This is a genomic window from Enterococcus malodoratus ATCC 43197 (assembly GCF_000407185.1).
Taxonomy (GTDB): domain Bacteria; phylum Bacillota; class Bacilli; order Lactobacillales; family Enterococcaceae; genus Enterococcus_A; species Enterococcus_A malodoratus.
Genome location: NZ_KE136483.1, coordinates 1 through 15,867, shown reverse-complemented (window position 1 = coordinate 15,867; position 15,867 = coordinate 1). Strand labels below are relative to the sequence as shown.

The 15,867-nt window shown below is 44.0% G+C and carries 10 protein-coding genes, 25 tRNA genes, 1 rRNA gene, 1 riboswitch and 1 other annotated feature; of the genes, 4 read left to right on the top strand and 32 right to left on the bottom strand.

What is annotated here, in order from left to right; genetic code table 11:
• Nucleotides 1-155: 155 nt before the first annotated feature.
• Nucleotides 156-1,799 (bottom strand): putative polysaccharide biosynthesis protein, encoded by a 1,644-nt coding sequence (locus I585_RS15635; protein WP_010741076.1) that lies wholly within the window; start codon nt 1,797-1,799, stop codon nt 156-158.
• 128 nt (nt 1,800-1,927) lie between these two features.
• Here I585_RS15635 and I585_RS15630 point away from each other — a divergent pair, with 128 nt between their 5' ends.
• Nucleotides 1,928-3,424 carry a UDP-N-acetylmuramoyl-L-alanyl-D-glutamate--L-lysine ligase gene (locus I585_RS15630; RefSeq protein ID WP_010741077.1) on the top strand — a complete coding sequence of 499 codons (1,497 nt, stop codon included), beginning with the start codon at nt 1,928-1,930 and terminating at the stop codon, nt 3,422-3,424.
• Between the two features lie 40 nt (nt 3,425-3,464).
• Here I585_RS15630 and I585_RS15625 read toward each other — a convergent pair whose 3' ends face one another.
• Together I585_RS15625 and leuS are read right to left on the bottom strand one after the other, a co-directional pair.
• A complete protein-coding gene (locus I585_RS15625; protein ID WP_010741078.1) occupies nt 3,465-4,376 on the bottom strand; it encodes an NAD(P)H-dependent flavin oxidoreductase in 912 nt (303 codons plus the stop codon).
• A 135-nt stretch (nt 4,377-4,511) separates the two neighbouring features.
• Nucleotides 4,512-7,025 (bottom strand): leucine--tRNA ligase, encoded by a 2,514-nt coding sequence (gene leuS, locus I585_RS15620; RefSeq protein WP_010741079.1) that lies wholly within the window; start codon nt 7,023-7,025, stop codon nt 4,512-4,514.
• 119 nt (nt 7,026-7,144) lie between these two features.
• Nucleotides 7,145-7,336: a binding site (T-box leader), on the bottom strand.
• Between the two features lie 137 nt (nt 7,337-7,473).
• On the opposite strand from leuS, the gene I585_RS15615 reads away from it, so the two are divergent.
• The 3 genes from I585_RS15615 to mnmM are packed head-to-tail and all read left to right on the top strand — an operon-like array spanning nt 7,474 to nt 9,649.
• Complete coding sequence (locus I585_RS15615; RefSeq protein WP_010741080.1) at nt 7,474-8,130, top strand: phosphatase PAP2 family protein; 657 nt, start codon at nt 7,474-7,476, stop codon at nt 8,128-8,130.
• The gene (gene mnmL, locus I585_RS15610; RefSeq protein WP_010741081.1) at nt 8,131-9,111 is read left to right on the top strand and encodes a tRNA modification radical SAM protein MnmL/YtqA; all 981 of its coding nucleotides are present in this window, start codon (nt 8,131-8,133) and stop codon (nt 9,109-9,111) included.
• A complete protein-coding gene (mnmM, locus tag I585_RS15605; RefSeq protein ID WP_010741082.1) occupies nt 9,086-9,649 on the top strand; it encodes a tRNA 5-(aminomethyl)-2-thiouridylate-methyltransferase MnmM in 564 nt (187 codons plus the stop codon). The genes mnmL and mnmM overlap by 26 nt, the downstream gene beginning before the upstream one ends.
• 55 nt (nt 9,650-9,704) lie before the next feature.
• On the opposite strand, the gene I585_RS15600 is transcribed toward mnmM, so the two are convergent.
• The 29 genes from I585_RS15600 to rrf all read right to left on the bottom strand — a co-directional run bounded on the left by I585_RS15600 (nt 9,705) and on the right by rrf (nt 15,842).
• Complete coding sequence (locus tag I585_RS15600) at nt 9,705-10,493, bottom strand: alpha/beta hydrolase (protein WP_010741083.1); 789 nt, start codon at nt 10,491-10,493, stop codon at nt 9,705-9,707.
• A gap of 22 nt (nt 10,494-10,515) precedes the next feature.
• A complete protein-coding gene (locus tag I585_RS15595) occupies nt 10,516-11,976 on the bottom strand; it encodes an MDR family MFS transporter (RefSeq protein WP_010741084.1) in 1,461 nt (486 codons plus the stop codon).
• A gap of 152 nt (nt 11,977-12,128) precedes the next feature.
• The gene (metK, locus tag I585_RS15590) at nt 12,129-13,319 is read right to left on the bottom strand and encodes a methionine adenosyltransferase (protein ID WP_010741085.1); all 1,191 of its coding nucleotides are present in this window, start codon (nt 13,317-13,319) and stop codon (nt 12,129-12,131) included.
• Nucleotides 13,317-13,400: riboswitch (SMK box riboswitch) on the bottom strand. (Overlaps the previous gene by 3 nt.)
• 112 nt (nt 13,401-13,512) lie before the next feature.
• Nucleotides 13,513-13,584, bottom strand: a tRNA-Glu gene (locus I585_RS15585).
• A gap of 17 nt (nt 13,585-13,601) precedes the next feature.
• Nucleotides 13,602-13,689: transfer RNA gene (locus I585_RS15580), tRNA-Ser, on the bottom strand.
• Nucleotides 13,690-13,712: 23 nt separating this feature from the next.
• A tRNA-Ile gene (locus tag I585_RS15575) sits at nt 13,713-13,786 on the bottom strand.
• A 20-nt stretch (nt 13,787-13,806) separates the two neighbouring features.
• Nucleotides 13,807-13,877, bottom strand: a tRNA-Gly gene (locus I585_RS15570).
• A gap of 9 nt (nt 13,878-13,886) precedes the next feature.
• Nucleotides 13,887-13,959 (bottom strand) — tRNA-Phe (locus I585_RS15565).
• A 5-nt stretch (nt 13,960-13,964) separates the two neighbouring features.
• Nucleotides 13,965-14,037 (bottom strand) — tRNA-Asp (locus I585_RS15560).
• 17 nt (nt 14,038-14,054) lie between these two features.
• Nucleotides 14,055-14,128: transfer RNA gene (locus I585_RS15555), tRNA-Met, on the bottom strand.
• 14 nt (nt 14,129-14,142) lie between these two features.
• Nucleotides 14,143-14,232: transfer RNA gene (locus I585_RS15550), tRNA-Ser, on the bottom strand.
• Nucleotides 14,233-14,243: 11 nt separating this feature from the next.
• Nucleotides 14,244-14,315, bottom strand: a tRNA-Glu gene (locus I585_RS15545).
• Between the two features lie 9 nt (nt 14,316-14,324).
• Nucleotides 14,325-14,398, bottom strand: a tRNA-Ile gene (locus I585_RS15540).
• A 16-nt stretch (nt 14,399-14,414) separates the two neighbouring features.
• Nucleotides 14,415-14,485: transfer RNA gene (locus tag I585_RS15535), tRNA-Gly, on the bottom strand.
• A gap of 1 nt (nt 14,486) precedes the next feature.
• Nucleotides 14,487-14,562, bottom strand: a tRNA-Asp gene (locus I585_RS15530).
• Nucleotides 14,563-14,579: 17 nt separating this feature from the next.
• A tRNA-Met gene (locus I585_RS15525) sits at nt 14,580-14,653 on the bottom strand.
• A 14-nt stretch (nt 14,654-14,667) separates the two neighbouring features.
• Nucleotides 14,668-14,757 (bottom strand) — tRNA-Ser (locus I585_RS15520).
• Nucleotides 14,758-14,772: 15 nt separating this feature from the next.
• Nucleotides 14,773-14,846 (bottom strand) — tRNA-Ile (locus tag I585_RS15515).
• 14 nt (nt 14,847-14,860) lie between these two features.
• Nucleotides 14,861-14,934, bottom strand: a tRNA-Met gene (locus I585_RS15510).
• A 12-nt stretch (nt 14,935-14,946) separates the two neighbouring features.
• Nucleotides 14,947-15,019 (bottom strand) — tRNA-Ala (locus I585_RS15505).
• 15 nt (nt 15,020-15,034) lie between these two features.
• Nucleotides 15,035-15,108: transfer RNA gene (locus tag I585_RS15500), tRNA-Pro, on the bottom strand.
• Nucleotides 15,109-15,111: 3 nt separating this feature from the next.
• Nucleotides 15,112-15,185 (bottom strand) — tRNA-Arg (locus tag I585_RS15495).
• Between the two features lie 14 nt (nt 15,186-15,199).
• Nucleotides 15,200-15,285, bottom strand: a tRNA-Leu gene (locus tag I585_RS15490).
• Nucleotides 15,286-15,307: 22 nt separating this feature from the next.
• Nucleotides 15,308-15,379, bottom strand: a tRNA-Gly gene (locus tag I585_RS15485).
• Nucleotides 15,380-15,383: 4 nt separating this feature from the next.
• Nucleotides 15,384-15,456 (bottom strand) — tRNA-Thr (locus I585_RS15480).
• 22 nt (nt 15,457-15,478) lie between these two features.
• Nucleotides 15,479-15,560: transfer RNA gene (locus I585_RS15475), tRNA-Leu, on the bottom strand.
• Between the two features lie 9 nt (nt 15,561-15,569).
• Nucleotides 15,570-15,642, bottom strand: a tRNA-Lys gene (locus I585_RS15470).
• A gap of 3 nt (nt 15,643-15,645) precedes the next feature.
• Nucleotides 15,646-15,718 (bottom strand) — tRNA-Val (locus I585_RS15465).
• Between the two features lie 8 nt (nt 15,719-15,726).
• Nucleotides 15,727-15,842: ribosomal RNA gene (rrf, locus tag I585_RS15460) — 5S ribosomal RNA — on the bottom strand.
• Nucleotides 15,843-15,867: the final 25 nt, after the last annotated feature.

Sequence of the window (15,867 nt, the reverse complement as noted above, 5' to 3'; positions counted from 1 at the left end):
TTTTAGAAACATTGAAATCTTTTTGTAAAGAAAAAGATAGGAATACACTTGTTTTTTTTAAATTATTTTGCAAATAATTTCTATTGAATTTGAATTTTTACGTTGGTTTATAACAAAAAAATACTTCCACTCTCGATCAAAGAGTAGAAGTATCTTTATTTTATTCTCAGGCGTCGCCGCCATTTCATCGCCTGTGGGCCTACGAGTTTATCTACTAGTCTAATCTTCAAACTTAGGTAGAAATAGACACCGCCGCCAACACCTGCCGTCAATAAACAGATCACTAAAGCTGATAAACGGGATGAAGGATCAAACGCAAGATAACTCAATTGCCGCACAATTACAGCTACAACCAGCATCACTAGTGTTAAGATCAAAATCAATACACAGCGGCGGAGAGCCAGCTGGTAGTTTGCGCGAACAACTCTTCGCAGCTTCCATAAACAAAGACCGCAAGTTAGACTTAGACCGAAGAACGTTGCCACTAAAGGACCATAAACTTCTAGCAGTTCAATCAGTGGTATTTGAATCACTGCCTTTAATAATAAACCGGCTAGCAAATACTTTACCGCGATACGACTATGGGATACTCCTTGCAGAGTCGTGGACAGCATCATGAATAAGGCGGAGACCAGACCTGACCAACAAGCAACGATCAAAACTCGACTGCCTAAAACATCGGCCGAATAAAAAACAGTATTCAAAGGATAGGCCAATAGAATCATGCCAAAAACTGCTGGCAACATAATGAACGCAAAAAGTTGGATATTTGTATTCACCAGTTTAGCCAGTTCAGGTCTGCGTCTTTGAGTAAAAAGCTCCGTCAGCATTGGCAGACTTGTCAATGCGAGCGATGTTCCTAATGCAACTACCACCATCGTCAATTTATCTGGATTCGCACTGAAAAGCGCATAGAGATCAACCAACTGATCATGACTATAATTCGTATTAGCATCCATTGTGTGAATAAAAGTGACCTGATCAATCAATTTATAAAAGGTAATACCGCTCCCTAGTAAAATAAACGGAATCGCCTGTCTGACGGTTTCAAATAATAGCTTTTTTGTATCAATTGCTGGCGCTGCTTTATTTAAACTGTAGGCCATTTGATGATCACTGCGTTTGCGATCCTTAAACCAATAAAATAGCAGTACACCATAGGAACCAATCATCCCGACCGAAGCTGCGAAGGTTGATTGGATCACTGCGCTCAAATAATCGCCCTTCATAACCTTCATAATAATGAAAACACTTATAAGCATATACAGCACTCGAAGCGCTTGTTCCACTAATTGTGAGATTGCAGAAGGCCGCATATCCTGCTGCCCTTGAAAATATCCGCGTAAAACGCTCATACAAGGAAACGCCACAACCGCGATACTTAACGCTTGAATGACTGGAATCAAAGCGCGTCCACCACCGGATAGACTGGCCAGCAACGGTGCCGTTAGAAACATCACTCCACCAAAGAAAATTCCTAAAATAGCTGTCGCCTGCAAGGCTTTGATAAATAGGCGCTGACTTGTTCGATACTCGCCCATTGAGTTGTAACGGGCGATCTGTTTAGCAATAGCGCCTGGCAAACCCGCCGTAGAGATCATCATGAACAATGCGTAAAATGTGTACCCCATATTAAATAACCCATTAGCCGTCCGAGCATTTTCTCCCATCCAGGCATACCACGGGATAATGTAAATCGCACCTAGCAGTCGCGAAAAAATGCTTCCGATCGACATCCATGCCGAACCTTGAATCATTTTTTCTTGATAGGTCAGATCACTTGGTTGTGTCTCTTTCATGGTCTCCTCCTTCAAAATCGTTACCCTTATAGTAAAGCTAAATCACACTTCTGACAATCACTCTTTACTTTTTCTACTACCGATCAGCTATGCTATAATAGCCTAGACTATATATTGGAGGTCTCGATATGCTGACAATTACCCAAATCCAACAGATCCTTGAAAAAGAAAATTTATTAAGGGAATTCATTACGCCAACGCGTTGGACGTTGACCGCTCCTTTTGACAAGGACTTTAAAAAAATTTCTTATGACTCGCGTGAGGTCGATGCCGACACACTTTTCTTCTGTAAAGGCAATAATTTTCAACAACGTTTCTTGGAACAAGCCCTAGCAGAAGGCTTGACCTGCTACATCGCAGAGCAGCCGTATGAAGTTCCAGCAGAATTAGCGATCATTGTAACGGATATTCGCAAAGCCTTGGCCGTATTGAGTATGGCCTTTTATGATTATCCTCAAGAAAAATTGAAATTGATCGGAATCACCGGAACGAAAGGCAAAACAACCGTTGCCTATTTCACGAAACAAATTCTAGATATCACAACAAATAAAAAGACTGCACTTTTATCTACATTAAATACAACACTAGATGGCGTGACTTTTTTCAAATCAAAACTTACGACGCCGGAATCACTAGACTTGTATCGGATGATGGCAGAGGCCGTTGCCAACGGCATGACTCACCTTGTCATGGAGGTTTCTTCCCAAGCATATAAAGTGGCCCGGGTTTACGGCTTAACTTTTGATGTAGGGATTTTTCTGAATATCTCACCAGACCATATTGGACCGATCGAGCATCCAACTTTTGAAGATTACTTCTATTGTAAACGACAATTAGTTGCCAATTCTCGTCAGGTTATTTTGCAGCATGAAATTGACCACTTTGATCTATTAAACGAATTAGCGGAAAAACAAACGATTCCTGTTATCACATACGGCAATGCACCCGCTGATTATCAAGTAAAACCGTTGGAACATCCATTGGCCTTTGCGTTATCAAGCACAAAAGATCGTTTCAACTTAAATGGAGATTATGAAATTCTATTAGCTGGCGATTTCAATAAAGAAAATGCCGCAGCCGCTCTGATCGCTAGTGCTTTAGTTGGTGCGGATCAAGCCGCTGGTCGCCAAGGTTTAGCTAAAGCATTGGTGCCCGGTCGGATGAATTTACTCTTAAAGCCGAATGGCGCACACATCTATGTCGACTATGCTCATAATTATTTAAGTATGAGATCACTGCTGGCATTCGCCAAAGAACAGCACCCTGACGGCGAACTCCTTGTGATCACCGGTTCGACTGGTAACAAAGCAGAGTCGCGCCGAGAAGGATTAGGCCAAGCGATCGGTGAGTACGCCGACGTGGCCGTTTTAACAAGTGATGATCCTAATTTCGAAGATCCGAAAAAAATCGCTGCTGAAATTCAGCAAGGAATCCAAAACGATCACGTTCGTGTCCTTTTCGAAGTTGATCGCAAAAAAGCAGTCAAAGATGCCATTCACCAAGCGGGACCAAAAGATGCGATCATCTTGGCCGGCAAAGGGACGGACAAATATATGACTGTTAACGGTGAAGACCTTCCCTACGAAGGCGACTATCAATTGGCCGAAACATTTATTAAAGACTAACGGGACCTCCCGTTAGCCTTTTTTTTATCTTCAAAAATCCTTACCTTAAAACTATCTTCTGACTGACAGCTTCCGCTTCAGCATAAACTGCTTCAATCAGCTCTTTAGCTGGCCGCACTTGCGTTAGCATTCCTGCAATTTGGCCCGACATAACATTGCCTTGCTGAACATCGCCATCATCCGCCGCCCGTTGCAAGGCTGCTAAAGAAAAGACCTCCCCTGATTCATTTTTGGAATAACCTTCCAATAGTTCATTCCTTAATCCGCGAATCGCTCCGCCTTTTTCCTTATGAATAACCACGGTCGCCGTATCATTGGCTTGTAGGATCGCCTGTTTATAATTTTCGTGGATCGGACATTCTGTTGTTGTTAGAAAAGCCGTGCCCATCTGAACACCACATGCGCCTAATACAAACGCGGCTGCCATTCCATGTCCATCCCCGATACCACCGGCCGCAATCACAGGTATATTTACAGCTTGTGCGACTTGCGGTATTAATGTCATGGTCGTTGTTTCACCAATGTGTCCGCCGGCTTCCATCCCCTCAGCGATCACACCGTCCACACCCAACTGTTCCATTTTTTGTGCTATTTTTACTGAAGGAATCACAGGAAAGACTTTGATCCCAGCTTGCTTTAGTCTTTCCATATACGGTTTTGGTGTCCCTGCGCCAGTCGTTACGATCTTAATATCTTCGGCGATCAGCACATCGACCTGCTCCGAAATATTTTCCATCTGCAGCATCAAATTTACAGCGAAAGGGTTCTTTGTACGTTTCTTAGTCTCTCGAATTTGTTCCCGCAATTCCTCTCCGCTTAAACCTCCTGCCGCAATAATCCCTAATCCGCCTGCCTCAGAAACCGCACTGACCAGTGGATAGCGGGCTATATGAGCCATCGCTCCTTGAAAAATCGGATATTGAATTTCTAACAGTTCAGTGATCTTTTCCATGAGATCTCCTCATTTCCTTTTTCTTCATCCTAGCATATTTGAATAGTGCGCTTGCTACTATTTTAAATAAAAAAACTAGCACGATATTCCCCCACACAAAAAAGAACCCCGCAAAAATTTGCGGAGTTCTAACTATTAATTAGCGACAATATTGACTAATTTATTTGGCACAACGATTACTTTACGGATTGTCTTGCCTTCAATATTACGTTGAATATGTTCATCAGCCATCGCAAGTTTTTCCAGCTCGTCTTTAGCTAGATCCACAGCGACCATTACTTTTGAACGCACTTTGCCGTTAACTTGCAAGATTACTTCAATTTCATTTTCAACCAAGGCTTCTTCGTCATAAACTGGCCATGCAACATAAGAAATGTCTTCATCATGTCCTAAGATCGCCCAAAGTTCTTCGGCGATATGCGGCGCGATTGGTGCTAGTAATTGCACAAAGCCCTCCACATATTCATAAGTTAATGCTTCTGCTTTATACGCATCATTTATGAAGACCATCAGTTGAGAAATAGCGGTATTCAAATGCAGGTGTTCCATGTCTTCGGTTACTTTTTTAACCGTTTGATTGTAAACCTTCGTCAATGAACCATCGTTAAAGGTCGTGATATGGTCACGCATTTTACCTTCTTCATCGACAATCAGGCGCCATACACGATCCAAGAATTTCCGCGAACCTTCAAGACCGTTTTCGCTCCAAGCAATCGAAGCGTCCAATGGACCCATGAACATTTCATACATCCGCAGCGTATCTGCACCGTATTTGTCCACCACATCGTCAGGGTTTACGACGTTCTTCAATGATTTACTCATTTTGGCAGGTGCTTCTTCTAATTCTTCACCAGTTTCAATGCTGAACCATTTACCATCACGTTTTTCTACCATGTTGGTTGGTACAAGTGCTCCACGGCTATCCCGGAAGCTTTGACCCAAAATCATTCCTTGATTGTATAATTTTTGGAATGGCTCATTGGTTGGCACCACACCGATATCATACAAGAATTTATGCCAGAAGCGTACATACAATAGATGCAATACTGCGTGTTCCGCTCCGCCAATGTAAAGATCTACCGGCATCCAGCGTTTCAATTTATCATAATCAGCTAAAGCCTCTTTGTTATGCGGATCGATAAAGCGCAAGTAATACCATGAGCTGCCGGCCCATTGCGGCATTGTGTTGGTCTCACGGCGACCTTTTTTACCTGTAATCGGATCAACGACATTGACCCAGTCTTCGATATTGGCTAATGGTGATTCGCCAGTACCGCTTGGTTTGATATCTTTGGTTTTCGGCAATTCCAATGGCAATTCGTAATCAGGTACTAAACCAGTCGTACCATCTTCCCAATGAATCACAGGGATCGGTTCGCCCCAATAGCGTTGACGAGAGAACAGCCAATCGCGTAAACGATAACTAATTTCTTTTTTACCATAGCCGTTTTCTTCCAGCCAAGGCACCATTTTATCGATGGCATCTTGTTTATTCAAGCCGTCCAAGAAATCTGAGTTGATGTGCTGACCATCGCCAGTGAAGGCTTCTTTTTCTACATCGCCGCCTTCAAGAACCGGAACGATCGGCAAACCAAACGTTTTCGCAAATTCATAATCTCGTTCATCATGAGCAGGAACCGCCATGATCGCACCTGTTCCATATGATGCTAGAACATAGTCCCCGATCCAGATTGGCATTTTCTCACCGTTGACCGGATTGATCGCGTAAGCACCTGTGAAGACACCGGTTTTTTCTTTTGCTAGATCTGTCCGATTCAATTCTGATTTTTTCGATGCTTCATCAATGTAGGCATCTACCGCTGCTTTTTGTGCAACCGTCGTAATTTTTTGAACCAATTCCAGCTCTGGCGCCAAAACAGCATAAGTAGCACCAAATAAGGTATCAGGTCGTGTAGTAAAAACAGTGAATGTTTCTTCGCTGCCTTCAATCTTGAAGCTGACATTCGCACCGATCGAACGGCCGATCCAGTTGCGCTGCATCTCTTTGATGCTTTCAGGCCAATCAACCGTTTCTAGATCATCCAATAAACGATCCGCATAAGCAGTAATTTTCAGCATCCATTGACGCATTGGTTTGCGAACAACATCATACCCGCCGCGTTCACTCTTGCCATCAATCACTTCTTCATTAGAAATAACTGTTCCAAGTTCTGGTACCCAGTTAACCGGAACTTCTGCTTCATAAGCCAACCCTTTTTCATACATTTGTTCAAAGATCCATTGGGTCCATTTGTAATAGTCCGGATCTGTCGTATTTAACTCACGATTCCAGTCATAGCTGAACCCTAATGAGTTGATTTGGCGTTTGAATGTTTCAATATTCTTTTTCGTAAATTCCGCTGGATCATTCCCAGTATCCAAGGCATATTGTTCCGCTGGCAGACCAAACGCATCCCAGCCCATCGGATGCAAAACATTGTATCCTTGTGCTCGTTTCATCCGTGAAATCACATCCGTCGCAGTGTAGCCTTCCGGGTGACCTACGTGCAACCCTTGTCCAGATGGATAAGGAAACATATCTAAGGCATAAAATTTTGGTTTTTCAGGATCATCTTGGGTATTGAATACATGATGTTTTGCCCAATATTTTTGCCATTTTTTCTCAATCTCTTTGTGATCGTAACTCATGTTGCTCCTCCTAATATATGAACTTATTTTGTTTACAATAATAATATAGCCGAAGTGGTTAAATTGAAACTAAAAGCCTGTTGGTAAGAAAAAAAGCCCTACGAAAGCTCTAAAAACTTTCATAGGACGTTAATAACGTGGTACCACCTATTTTCATCTGCCACATGACAGACCTCAAAGGATGTAACGGTCCTTAACCGGATCGATTGATCATGCTCCAAGGTAAGTTCGAATGTTCCGCATGCACACTTTCAGCACCGTGCGCTCTCTGAGATGCGTTCGTTTCTACTACTCCTCTTCCGGGCAATAATATTCAAAGTAGTTTCATCTTAGCAGATTCCAAAATAGAATTCAATTGAATTCCCCTTAAGAAAGCTTTGAAAAAAATTGTCCAGCAGATGAAACATGATATAATACTTCTGTTTAGAAAGGATGATTCATAAAAACAATGAAAAATAAACCCATCTACCAATTAATCGGCAGCTTCACTTTGCTATTTTTTGCGGCACTGTGTTACATTATCCGGTTTTATCCAGAAACCTTAGTCGGCTTTGATCGAGGAATCATTCATGCCGTTCACCAGCTATACCCACAGATGAATAGCTACTTTTTATGGGTAACAAAATTTGCGAACCCAATCACTGTCGTTCTTCTGTCCTTTGTTTTTGTCGGTTTATTCTATTTTAACAAGCAAAAAATCACGGCGCTTTGGTTGGCGCTCAGCATGGCACTCGTCAGCGGCGCCGGTAATCATTTATTGAAAATATTCTTTCAGCGCGCGCGCCCAACCATCTTGCCCCATATGGTAACTGAGCACAGTTTTAGTTTTCCCAGCGGCCATTCGACCGCCAGCACGCTATTATTTGGCACATTGATTTTTGTTATGGGACTATTTTTCAAAGAAAAAACGCCGCGTTTGATCGCCCAAATCGTGGTAGGGCTCTTGATCGTAAGTATCGTAATCAGCCGCATCTATCTCGGTGTTCATTACCCCAGTGATGTGCTTGGCGGAATGCTGTTTGGCAGTAGTTGGCTGTTCTTTACTTATCCCTACTATAAACAGAAAAAATTGGCTTATGATCTAAAAATGATTAGGAGAAAATAAATGACTTTTCAATATAGTGATGATGATACCAAACGCTACCATTCATGGAATTACGCATTGCGTCAGCAATTCGGCGGGAAAATTTTTAAAGTTCCCGTCGATGGCGGTTTTGATTGCCCTAACCGTGACGGCACCGTTGCTCACGGCGGCTGTACTTTTTGCAGTGTTTCTGGTTCTGGTGATATGATCGTGGCGCCCAGCGACCCTTTGCCGCAACAATTCCACAAAGAAATCGACATGATGCACCAGAAATGGCCCCATGTTGATCAATACATCGTTTATTTTCAAAACTTTACCAATACCCATGCTCCCGTAGAAGTGATTCGCGAACGTTTCGAGCAGGTCGTCAACTTGCCTGGTGTCGTTGGATTATCCGTTGGTACACGTCCCGATTGTCTGCCGCCGGAAGTCGTGGAGTATTTAGCTGAACTCAATCAACGGCTCTATTTGTGGGTCGAGCTGGGTTTACAAACTACCTATGAATCAACCAGTGATAAAATCAACCGCGCACATGATTATCCAACTTATGTTGATGCTGTAGCGCGGCTGCGCAAACACAATATCAATGTCTGCACACATTTAATCAACGGTCTCCCCGGTGAATCGTTAGAAATGATGCGGGAAAATGTTCGCCGGACAATTTTGGATTCCGACGTGCAAGGGATCAAGCTGCACCTGCTGCATTTGATGCGCAACACAAAGATGCTGCGGGATTATGCCGAAGGGCGTTTGCAATTAATGAGCAAAGACGATTACGTTTCTGTTATTTGCGATCAATTAGAAATGATTCCGCAAGATATTATCATTCATCGTCTAACTGGCGACGCACCGTGGGATTCATTGATTGGTCCAATGTGGAGCCTAAAAAAATGGGAAGTTTTAAACGCAATTGATCAAGAATTGATTCGTCGCGACTCCTATCAGGGGAAATTTGCTTTAAGAAAGGAATTTGGTCATGTTGCTACCGGCATTACGCTTTAGCCACCAACTACTAAAAGAAATCGTCTCTGAAGGCGACCATGTGATCGACGCTACCATGGGAAATGGCAACGACACACTTTTTTTAGCTGAATTGGTCGGTTCAACTGGACATGTCTATGCCTTTGATATCCAAGAGCAGGCTGTTGAAAATACTCGCAAAAAATTAGCAGACTACACTGATCGTTCCACCCTTTTTCTCGCAGGACATGAAACGATCGAAGAAAAAATCGCGAGCGATCAACCAATTCGCGCTGCGATTTTTAATCTCGGATACTTACCCAAAAGTGACAAGCAGATCGTCACCTTACCTGAAACGACCAAACAAGCCATGACTGCCATCTTGAAACGCTTGAGCGTCGGCGGACGCATGATTGTTGTCATTTATTATGGTCATGAGGGCGGCGAAACCGAAAAAAATGAGGTTCTGAATTTTTGCCAAAACTTGCCGCAAGAAAAATTCAGTGTGCTAAATTATCAATTCATCAACCAGAAAAATAACCCACCAATTTTATTGTGCGTGGAAGCCCTGAATCATTAAGGCATTCAATCGTACTACTTTGGTTATATAGATACAAAAAAAGAGCGGCTGATGATCAGTCGCTCTTTTCATTGAACCATTCCAATACGCGCTTGATCCACGCATCCCAAAATACCCAATCATGTTTTCCTGGACCTTCTTCAAAGGTCACATCAAACTTTTTTTGTTCCATTTTATGAGCCATATATTGACTGGCCGGATACAAATCATCTTCCGTCCCACAAGCTAAGAAGAACCGTGGTGCCGGCTCATTGCTCGCTGCTAGCTTATCTAGTAAATACAGCGGATCATTCTCCGATCCTTGGAGTTGATCTAATGGACCAAAAATTCCTTGCCAATACGCCTCGCTGCGGACCAATAATAAACTTTCCACATCCGCTAAGACCACTGCTCCAGAAAGAGAAGCCACTGCGGCAAAATTTTCCGGCTTGGCTAAGCCTAACTTCAATGCTCCGTAACCGCCCATTGATAAACCCGCCGCAAAAGTTTTTTCACGTTTGTGAGTGATTTGTGGGAAAAGCTCGTGAACAATCGTCGGTAATTCCTCCGAGACAAACGTCCAATAGTTCATATCATAAGTCGTATCCGTGTAAAAACCAAGATCCGTCGAAGGCATTACAACGGCCATTTGATACTCGGCCACATAACGTTCGATCGATGTCCGGCGTTCCCATACGCTGTGATTCCCGCCCATACCATGTAACAAATACAAGACAGGTACGTCTTCCGTTACACCAATAGTTTCAGTTCCTATTTTTTTGTAAGTCGTTTGCGGCAAAAGTACGTTCATCGCTACTTCCATCTGCAAAACATTCGAATATACATTTACTTGTAAAAAAGCCATTCAACTAGATCCCCCAGTTCTATTATTCTTCGTTTAGTTTAACACTTCTCGCTTGTTTGCCAACCATAAAGCTGAATACTAACGCGAAAATGATTAACAGCAAGCCTGCAAAATAGACCCAATGCAAACTGTCAAAGAGAATTTTTCGCAACTCAGCGCGCAAACCAGCTTCAATTTGCAAAGCAGTATGGGGATTGATCAGTCGATTCATAATATCCAGATCAGTAATTCCAGCCTTAACTAATTGCCGTCCATTTGCGACATTCAAAATAATCCCAAAAACTGAGACCATGACCGTTTGACCAATCGTACGAGACAAAGTATTGAATGAAGTTGCTACACCGATTTCCTCTTTCGGTACGCTGGCTTGAGCCTCGACTGTCGTTGTCGTGACAGACAGTCCGTAACCAATACCTAAGACGCCCATAATAATGAAAAACAGCCAGAAAGGACTTTGTTGCGGCAGTGCCAGCAATGTTCCACCGCCAGCTAAAATAATGATCAGCCCAATAATAATGATCCATTTTGCCGAATACTTGCGTAATAATTGACCTGATAGAAAGGATCCGTACATCCAAACGATCGACATTGGTGCTAACACTAACCCGCCGAGTCCCGCCGGTTTTCCCAACACTCCCTGCATCCACATAGGAATGTACACATCTAATCCCATCAAAAAACCACTGATCAGAGCTGCAACTACGTTCACACTGGCAAAGGTTTGATTGCCGAATAATTTTAGATTGATCACAGGATCTTCCGCACGCTTTTCCGTGCGAATAAACAACATCAATGAAAGAATACTTAAAATAAATAAGGCCGCAACAGGTAACGATACTCCTTCATCACCCAACAATTGGAAGCCTAACAATAAACTTACTAACGTTGACATTAAAAACAAACAACCGAAAATATCCATTTTCTTCGCTTGACGAACCTTTTTCTCTTCAATAAAGAAATACTGCAACAAACCAATCAATCCCAATCCAATCGGTACATTGATAAAGAAAATCCAATGCCAACCAATCGTATCAACAATCAATCCGCCCGCCAGTGGGCCAAAAACACTAGCAACGCCCCATGCCGCACTCGTCAATCCCAAAACTTTAGCGCGTTTTTCAATATCATACAGATCCGCAATAATCGTTAATGATACCGGCATAATTGCCCCGGCACCGATTCCTTGAATTCCGCGAGCAATGATCAACGTCATCATTTCATTAGACATTCCGCACAAGGCCGACCCTAATACAAACAATAGAATCCCAACAATAAAAATCGGTTTTCTTCCAATCTTATCCGCTAACTTCCCATAAATCGGTGTGATCATAGCATTGGTCAATAAATAAATTGAAAAGACCCAATTCATAATTTCGATACCATGCAAGCTACCAACAATGGTCGGCATGGCAGTCGTCACGATTGTTCCTTCAATCGCTGACATAAACGTCGCGATAAAAATCCCCGCTGTCACAACCTTCACATTCGTTTTTCTTCACATTTTTCCCTCCAAATTTGTATTGATTTTCCTATCTGCTATTTAATTGGCAGAGTCCGCAAAAAAGACGGCTCCATCGATCTAGGACCAATAGAAACCGCCTCGTGAACTCCATAAACTACTTATGTCTGTACGATTTATGCTAAATTCAAACTCTTTTTCAACGCATCTACTTTATCGATATGTTCCCAAGGTAGATCTACATCTGTTCGGCCAAAATGACCATAAGCAGCTGTATCACTGTAAATAGGACGTAATAAATCAAGCATTTCGATGATTCCTGCTGGACGTAGATCAAAGTTCTCGCGAATGGCACTGATCAAAGCACCCTCGGAAACTTTTGATGTACCAAAGGTATTCACAGAAATCGAAACAGGTTGAGCCACACCAATCGCGTAAGCAAGTTGTACTTCAACTTTATCAGCTAGACCAGCAGCAACAATATTCTTGGCAATATAACGAGCCGCATATGAAGCCGAACGGTCAACTTTCGTTGCGTCCTTCCCAGAGAAAGCACCACCACCATGACGTGAATAACCACCGTAAGTATCAACGATAATTTTACGTCCAGTTAAACCAGCATCACCTTGAGGTCCGCCGATAACAAAACGTCCAGTTGGATTGATGAAGTATTTTGTTTTCTCATCAAGTAATTCAGCCGGTATTTCGTGCTTGATTACCTTTTCCATAACGTCTTTTTGGATGGTTTCGTTGTCCACTTGGTCGTTATGCTGTGTACTTATAACAACTGTATCTACACGTAAAGGTTTACCATTTTCATCGTATTCAACCGTTACTTGAGATTTCGCATCTGGACCAAAATAAGCCACTTCGCCTGATTTACGCAAATCGGCCAAGCGTTTTACCAAATGATGGCTCAACGAGATAGGCAAAGGCATTAATTCAGGTGTTTCATTCACTGCAAAACCAAACATAAGCCCTTGGTCCCCAGCACCGATATCATCCAGCAACTCTTCTTTTCCACGAGTTTCCAGCGCATCATCCACACCTTGTGCAATGTCAGCTGATTGCTCATCAATCGCCACTAAAACAGCAACATTGTCTCCATCAAACCCAAATTTTGACTCTGTATAGCCAATGCGTTTGATTGTTTCGCGTACAACTTTTTGGATATCTACATACGCCGAAGTAGAGATTTCCCCAAAAACTAAAACAAGTCCAGTTGTTACGGATGTTTCACACGCAACCCTGGCTTTTGGATCCTTTTCTAAAATCGCATCCAAAATCGCGTCACTGATTTGGTCAGCAACCTTATCCGGATGTCCTTCTGAAACAGATTCAGATGTAAATAAACGACGTTCTTCCATTATAAATATTCCCCCTAATTTTTATTCGGTTACAAGGAATCTCTGAGCTTTTCCAGAGCCTATCGGGAACTTGCAACGACTCGATTATAACAGAAAAATAGCGTCTGTCACTAACAAAACCATCAATAAATCTGAAAACTTACAAAAAAGTCTTTTCTACACAAAAAAAGAGACGTTCGAAAACGTCTCAGGATGACCCGTACGGGACTCGAACCCGTGTTACCGCCGTGAAAGGGCGGTGTCTTTACCGCTTGACCAACGGGCCATAATAATAAAAAAAAACGGAGAAGGAGGGATTTGAACCCTCGCGCCGGTTTCCCGACCTACACCCTTAGCAGGGGCGCCTCTTCAGCCACTTGAGTACTTCCCCAAAAAACCAAAAAGATTTTTTAATGGGCCTAAATGGACTCGAACCATCGACCTCACGCTTATCAGGCGTGCGCTCTAACCAGCTGAGCTATAGGCCCTTCATAAAAAAACTAAAAGAAGCGGGTGACGAGAATCGAACTCGCGACAACAGCTTGGAAGGCTGTGGTTTTACCACTAAACTACACCCGCAACTATTGATGGCGCGGGACAGAATCGAACTGCCGACACATGGAGCTTCAATCCATTGCTCTACCAACTGAGCTACCGAGCCAGAAGCGGTCCCGACGGGATTTGAACCCGCGATCTCCTGCGTGACAGGCAGGCATGTTAACCCCTACACCACGGAACCGTATTTTTTAGTTTTAATTGCGGGAGCAGGATTTGAACCTACGACCTTCGGGTTATGAGCCCGACGAGCTACCAGACTGCTCCATCCCGCGATAATAGTATTAAAAGGAGGATAAGGGATTCGAACCCTTGCACGGTTTTACCCGCCTGACGGTTTTCAAGACCGTTCCCTTCAGCCGGACTTGGGTAATCCTCCGAAAAAACAAATGACCCGTACGGGACTCGAACCCGTGTTACCGCCGTGAAAGGGCGGTGTCTTAACCGCTTGACCAACGGGCCATGTTTTGATGGGCCTAAATGGACTCGAACCATCGACCTCACGCTTATCAGGCGTGCGCTCTAACCAGCTGAGCTATAGGCCCTTCATAAAAAACTAAAAGCGGGTGACGAGAATCGAACTCGCGACAACAGCTTGGAAGGCTGTGGTTTTACCACTAAACTACACCCGCATGGCGGTCCCGACGGGATTTGAACCCGCGATCTCCTGCGTGACAGGCAGGCATGTTAACCCCTACACCACGGAACCGTATTTTTTAGTTTTAATTGCGGGAGCAGGATTTGAACCTACGACCTTCGGGTTATGAGCCCGACGAGCTACCAGACTGCTCCATCCCGCGATAATAGTATTAAAAGGAGGATAAGGGATTCGAACCCTTGCACGGTTTTACCCGCCTGACGGTTTTCAAGACCGTTCCCTTCAGCCGGACTTGGGTAATCCTCCATAAGAGAGTCACAATGGACCTTGTAGGACTCGAACCTACGACCGGACGGTTATGAGCCGTCTGCTCTAACCAACTGAGCTAAAGGTCCTGGCTCGAATGAAATCGCGGCGGAGGGGATCGAACCCCCGACCTCCCGGGTATGAACCGGACGCTCTAGCCAGCTGAGCTACACCGCGTTATTAATAAAATGGAGCCTAGCGGGATCGAACCGCTGACCTCCTGCGTGCAAAGCAGGCGCTCTCCCAGCTGAGCTAAGGCCCCATAATTTTGTTTCTATCGGGAAGACAGGATTCGAACCTGCGACACCTTGGTCCCAAACCAAGTACTCTACCAAGCTGAGCTACTTCCCGAAATGCACCCGAGAGGACTCGAACCTCTAACCCCTTGATTCGTAGTCAAGTACTCTATCCAATTGAGCTACGGGTGCGTATGTTGTTTTAATGCCGAGGACCGGAATCGAACCGGTACGGTGATCACTCACCGCAGGATTTTAAGTCCTGTGCGTCTGCCAGTTCCGCCACCCCGGCGTTTCTCCCTGATCTTCAGGAAAGCGGAAAACGGGGTTCGAACCCGCGACCCCCACCTTGGCAAGGTGGTGCTCTACCACTGAGCTATTTCCGCACGATGCCGGCTAAAGGACTTGAACCCTCGACCCTCTGATTACAAATCAGATGCTCTACCAACTGAGCTAAGCCGGCAACAAAAACAAAAAAATAGAAATGCGGGTGAAGGGACTTGAACCCCCACGCCGTAAGGCGCTAGATCCTAAATCTAGTGCGTCTGCCAATTCCGCCACACCCGCATATACTTATGAGCCGTACTGGGCTCGAACCAGTGACCCTCTGATTAAAAGTCAGATGCTCTACCAACTGAGCTAACGGCTCAAATGGGGGTTAACGGGTTCGAACCGCTGACCCTCTGCTTGTAAGGCAGATGCTCTCCCAGCTGAGCTAAACCCCCATAAGTTCGCGTGGCGACGTCCTAATCTCACAAGGGGCAACCCCTCACTACAATCGGCGCTAAGAAGCTTAACTTCTGTGTTCGACATGGGAACAGGTGTATCCTTCCCGCTATCGCCACCACACTAGTAATCTTTTGAGTAAACTTCG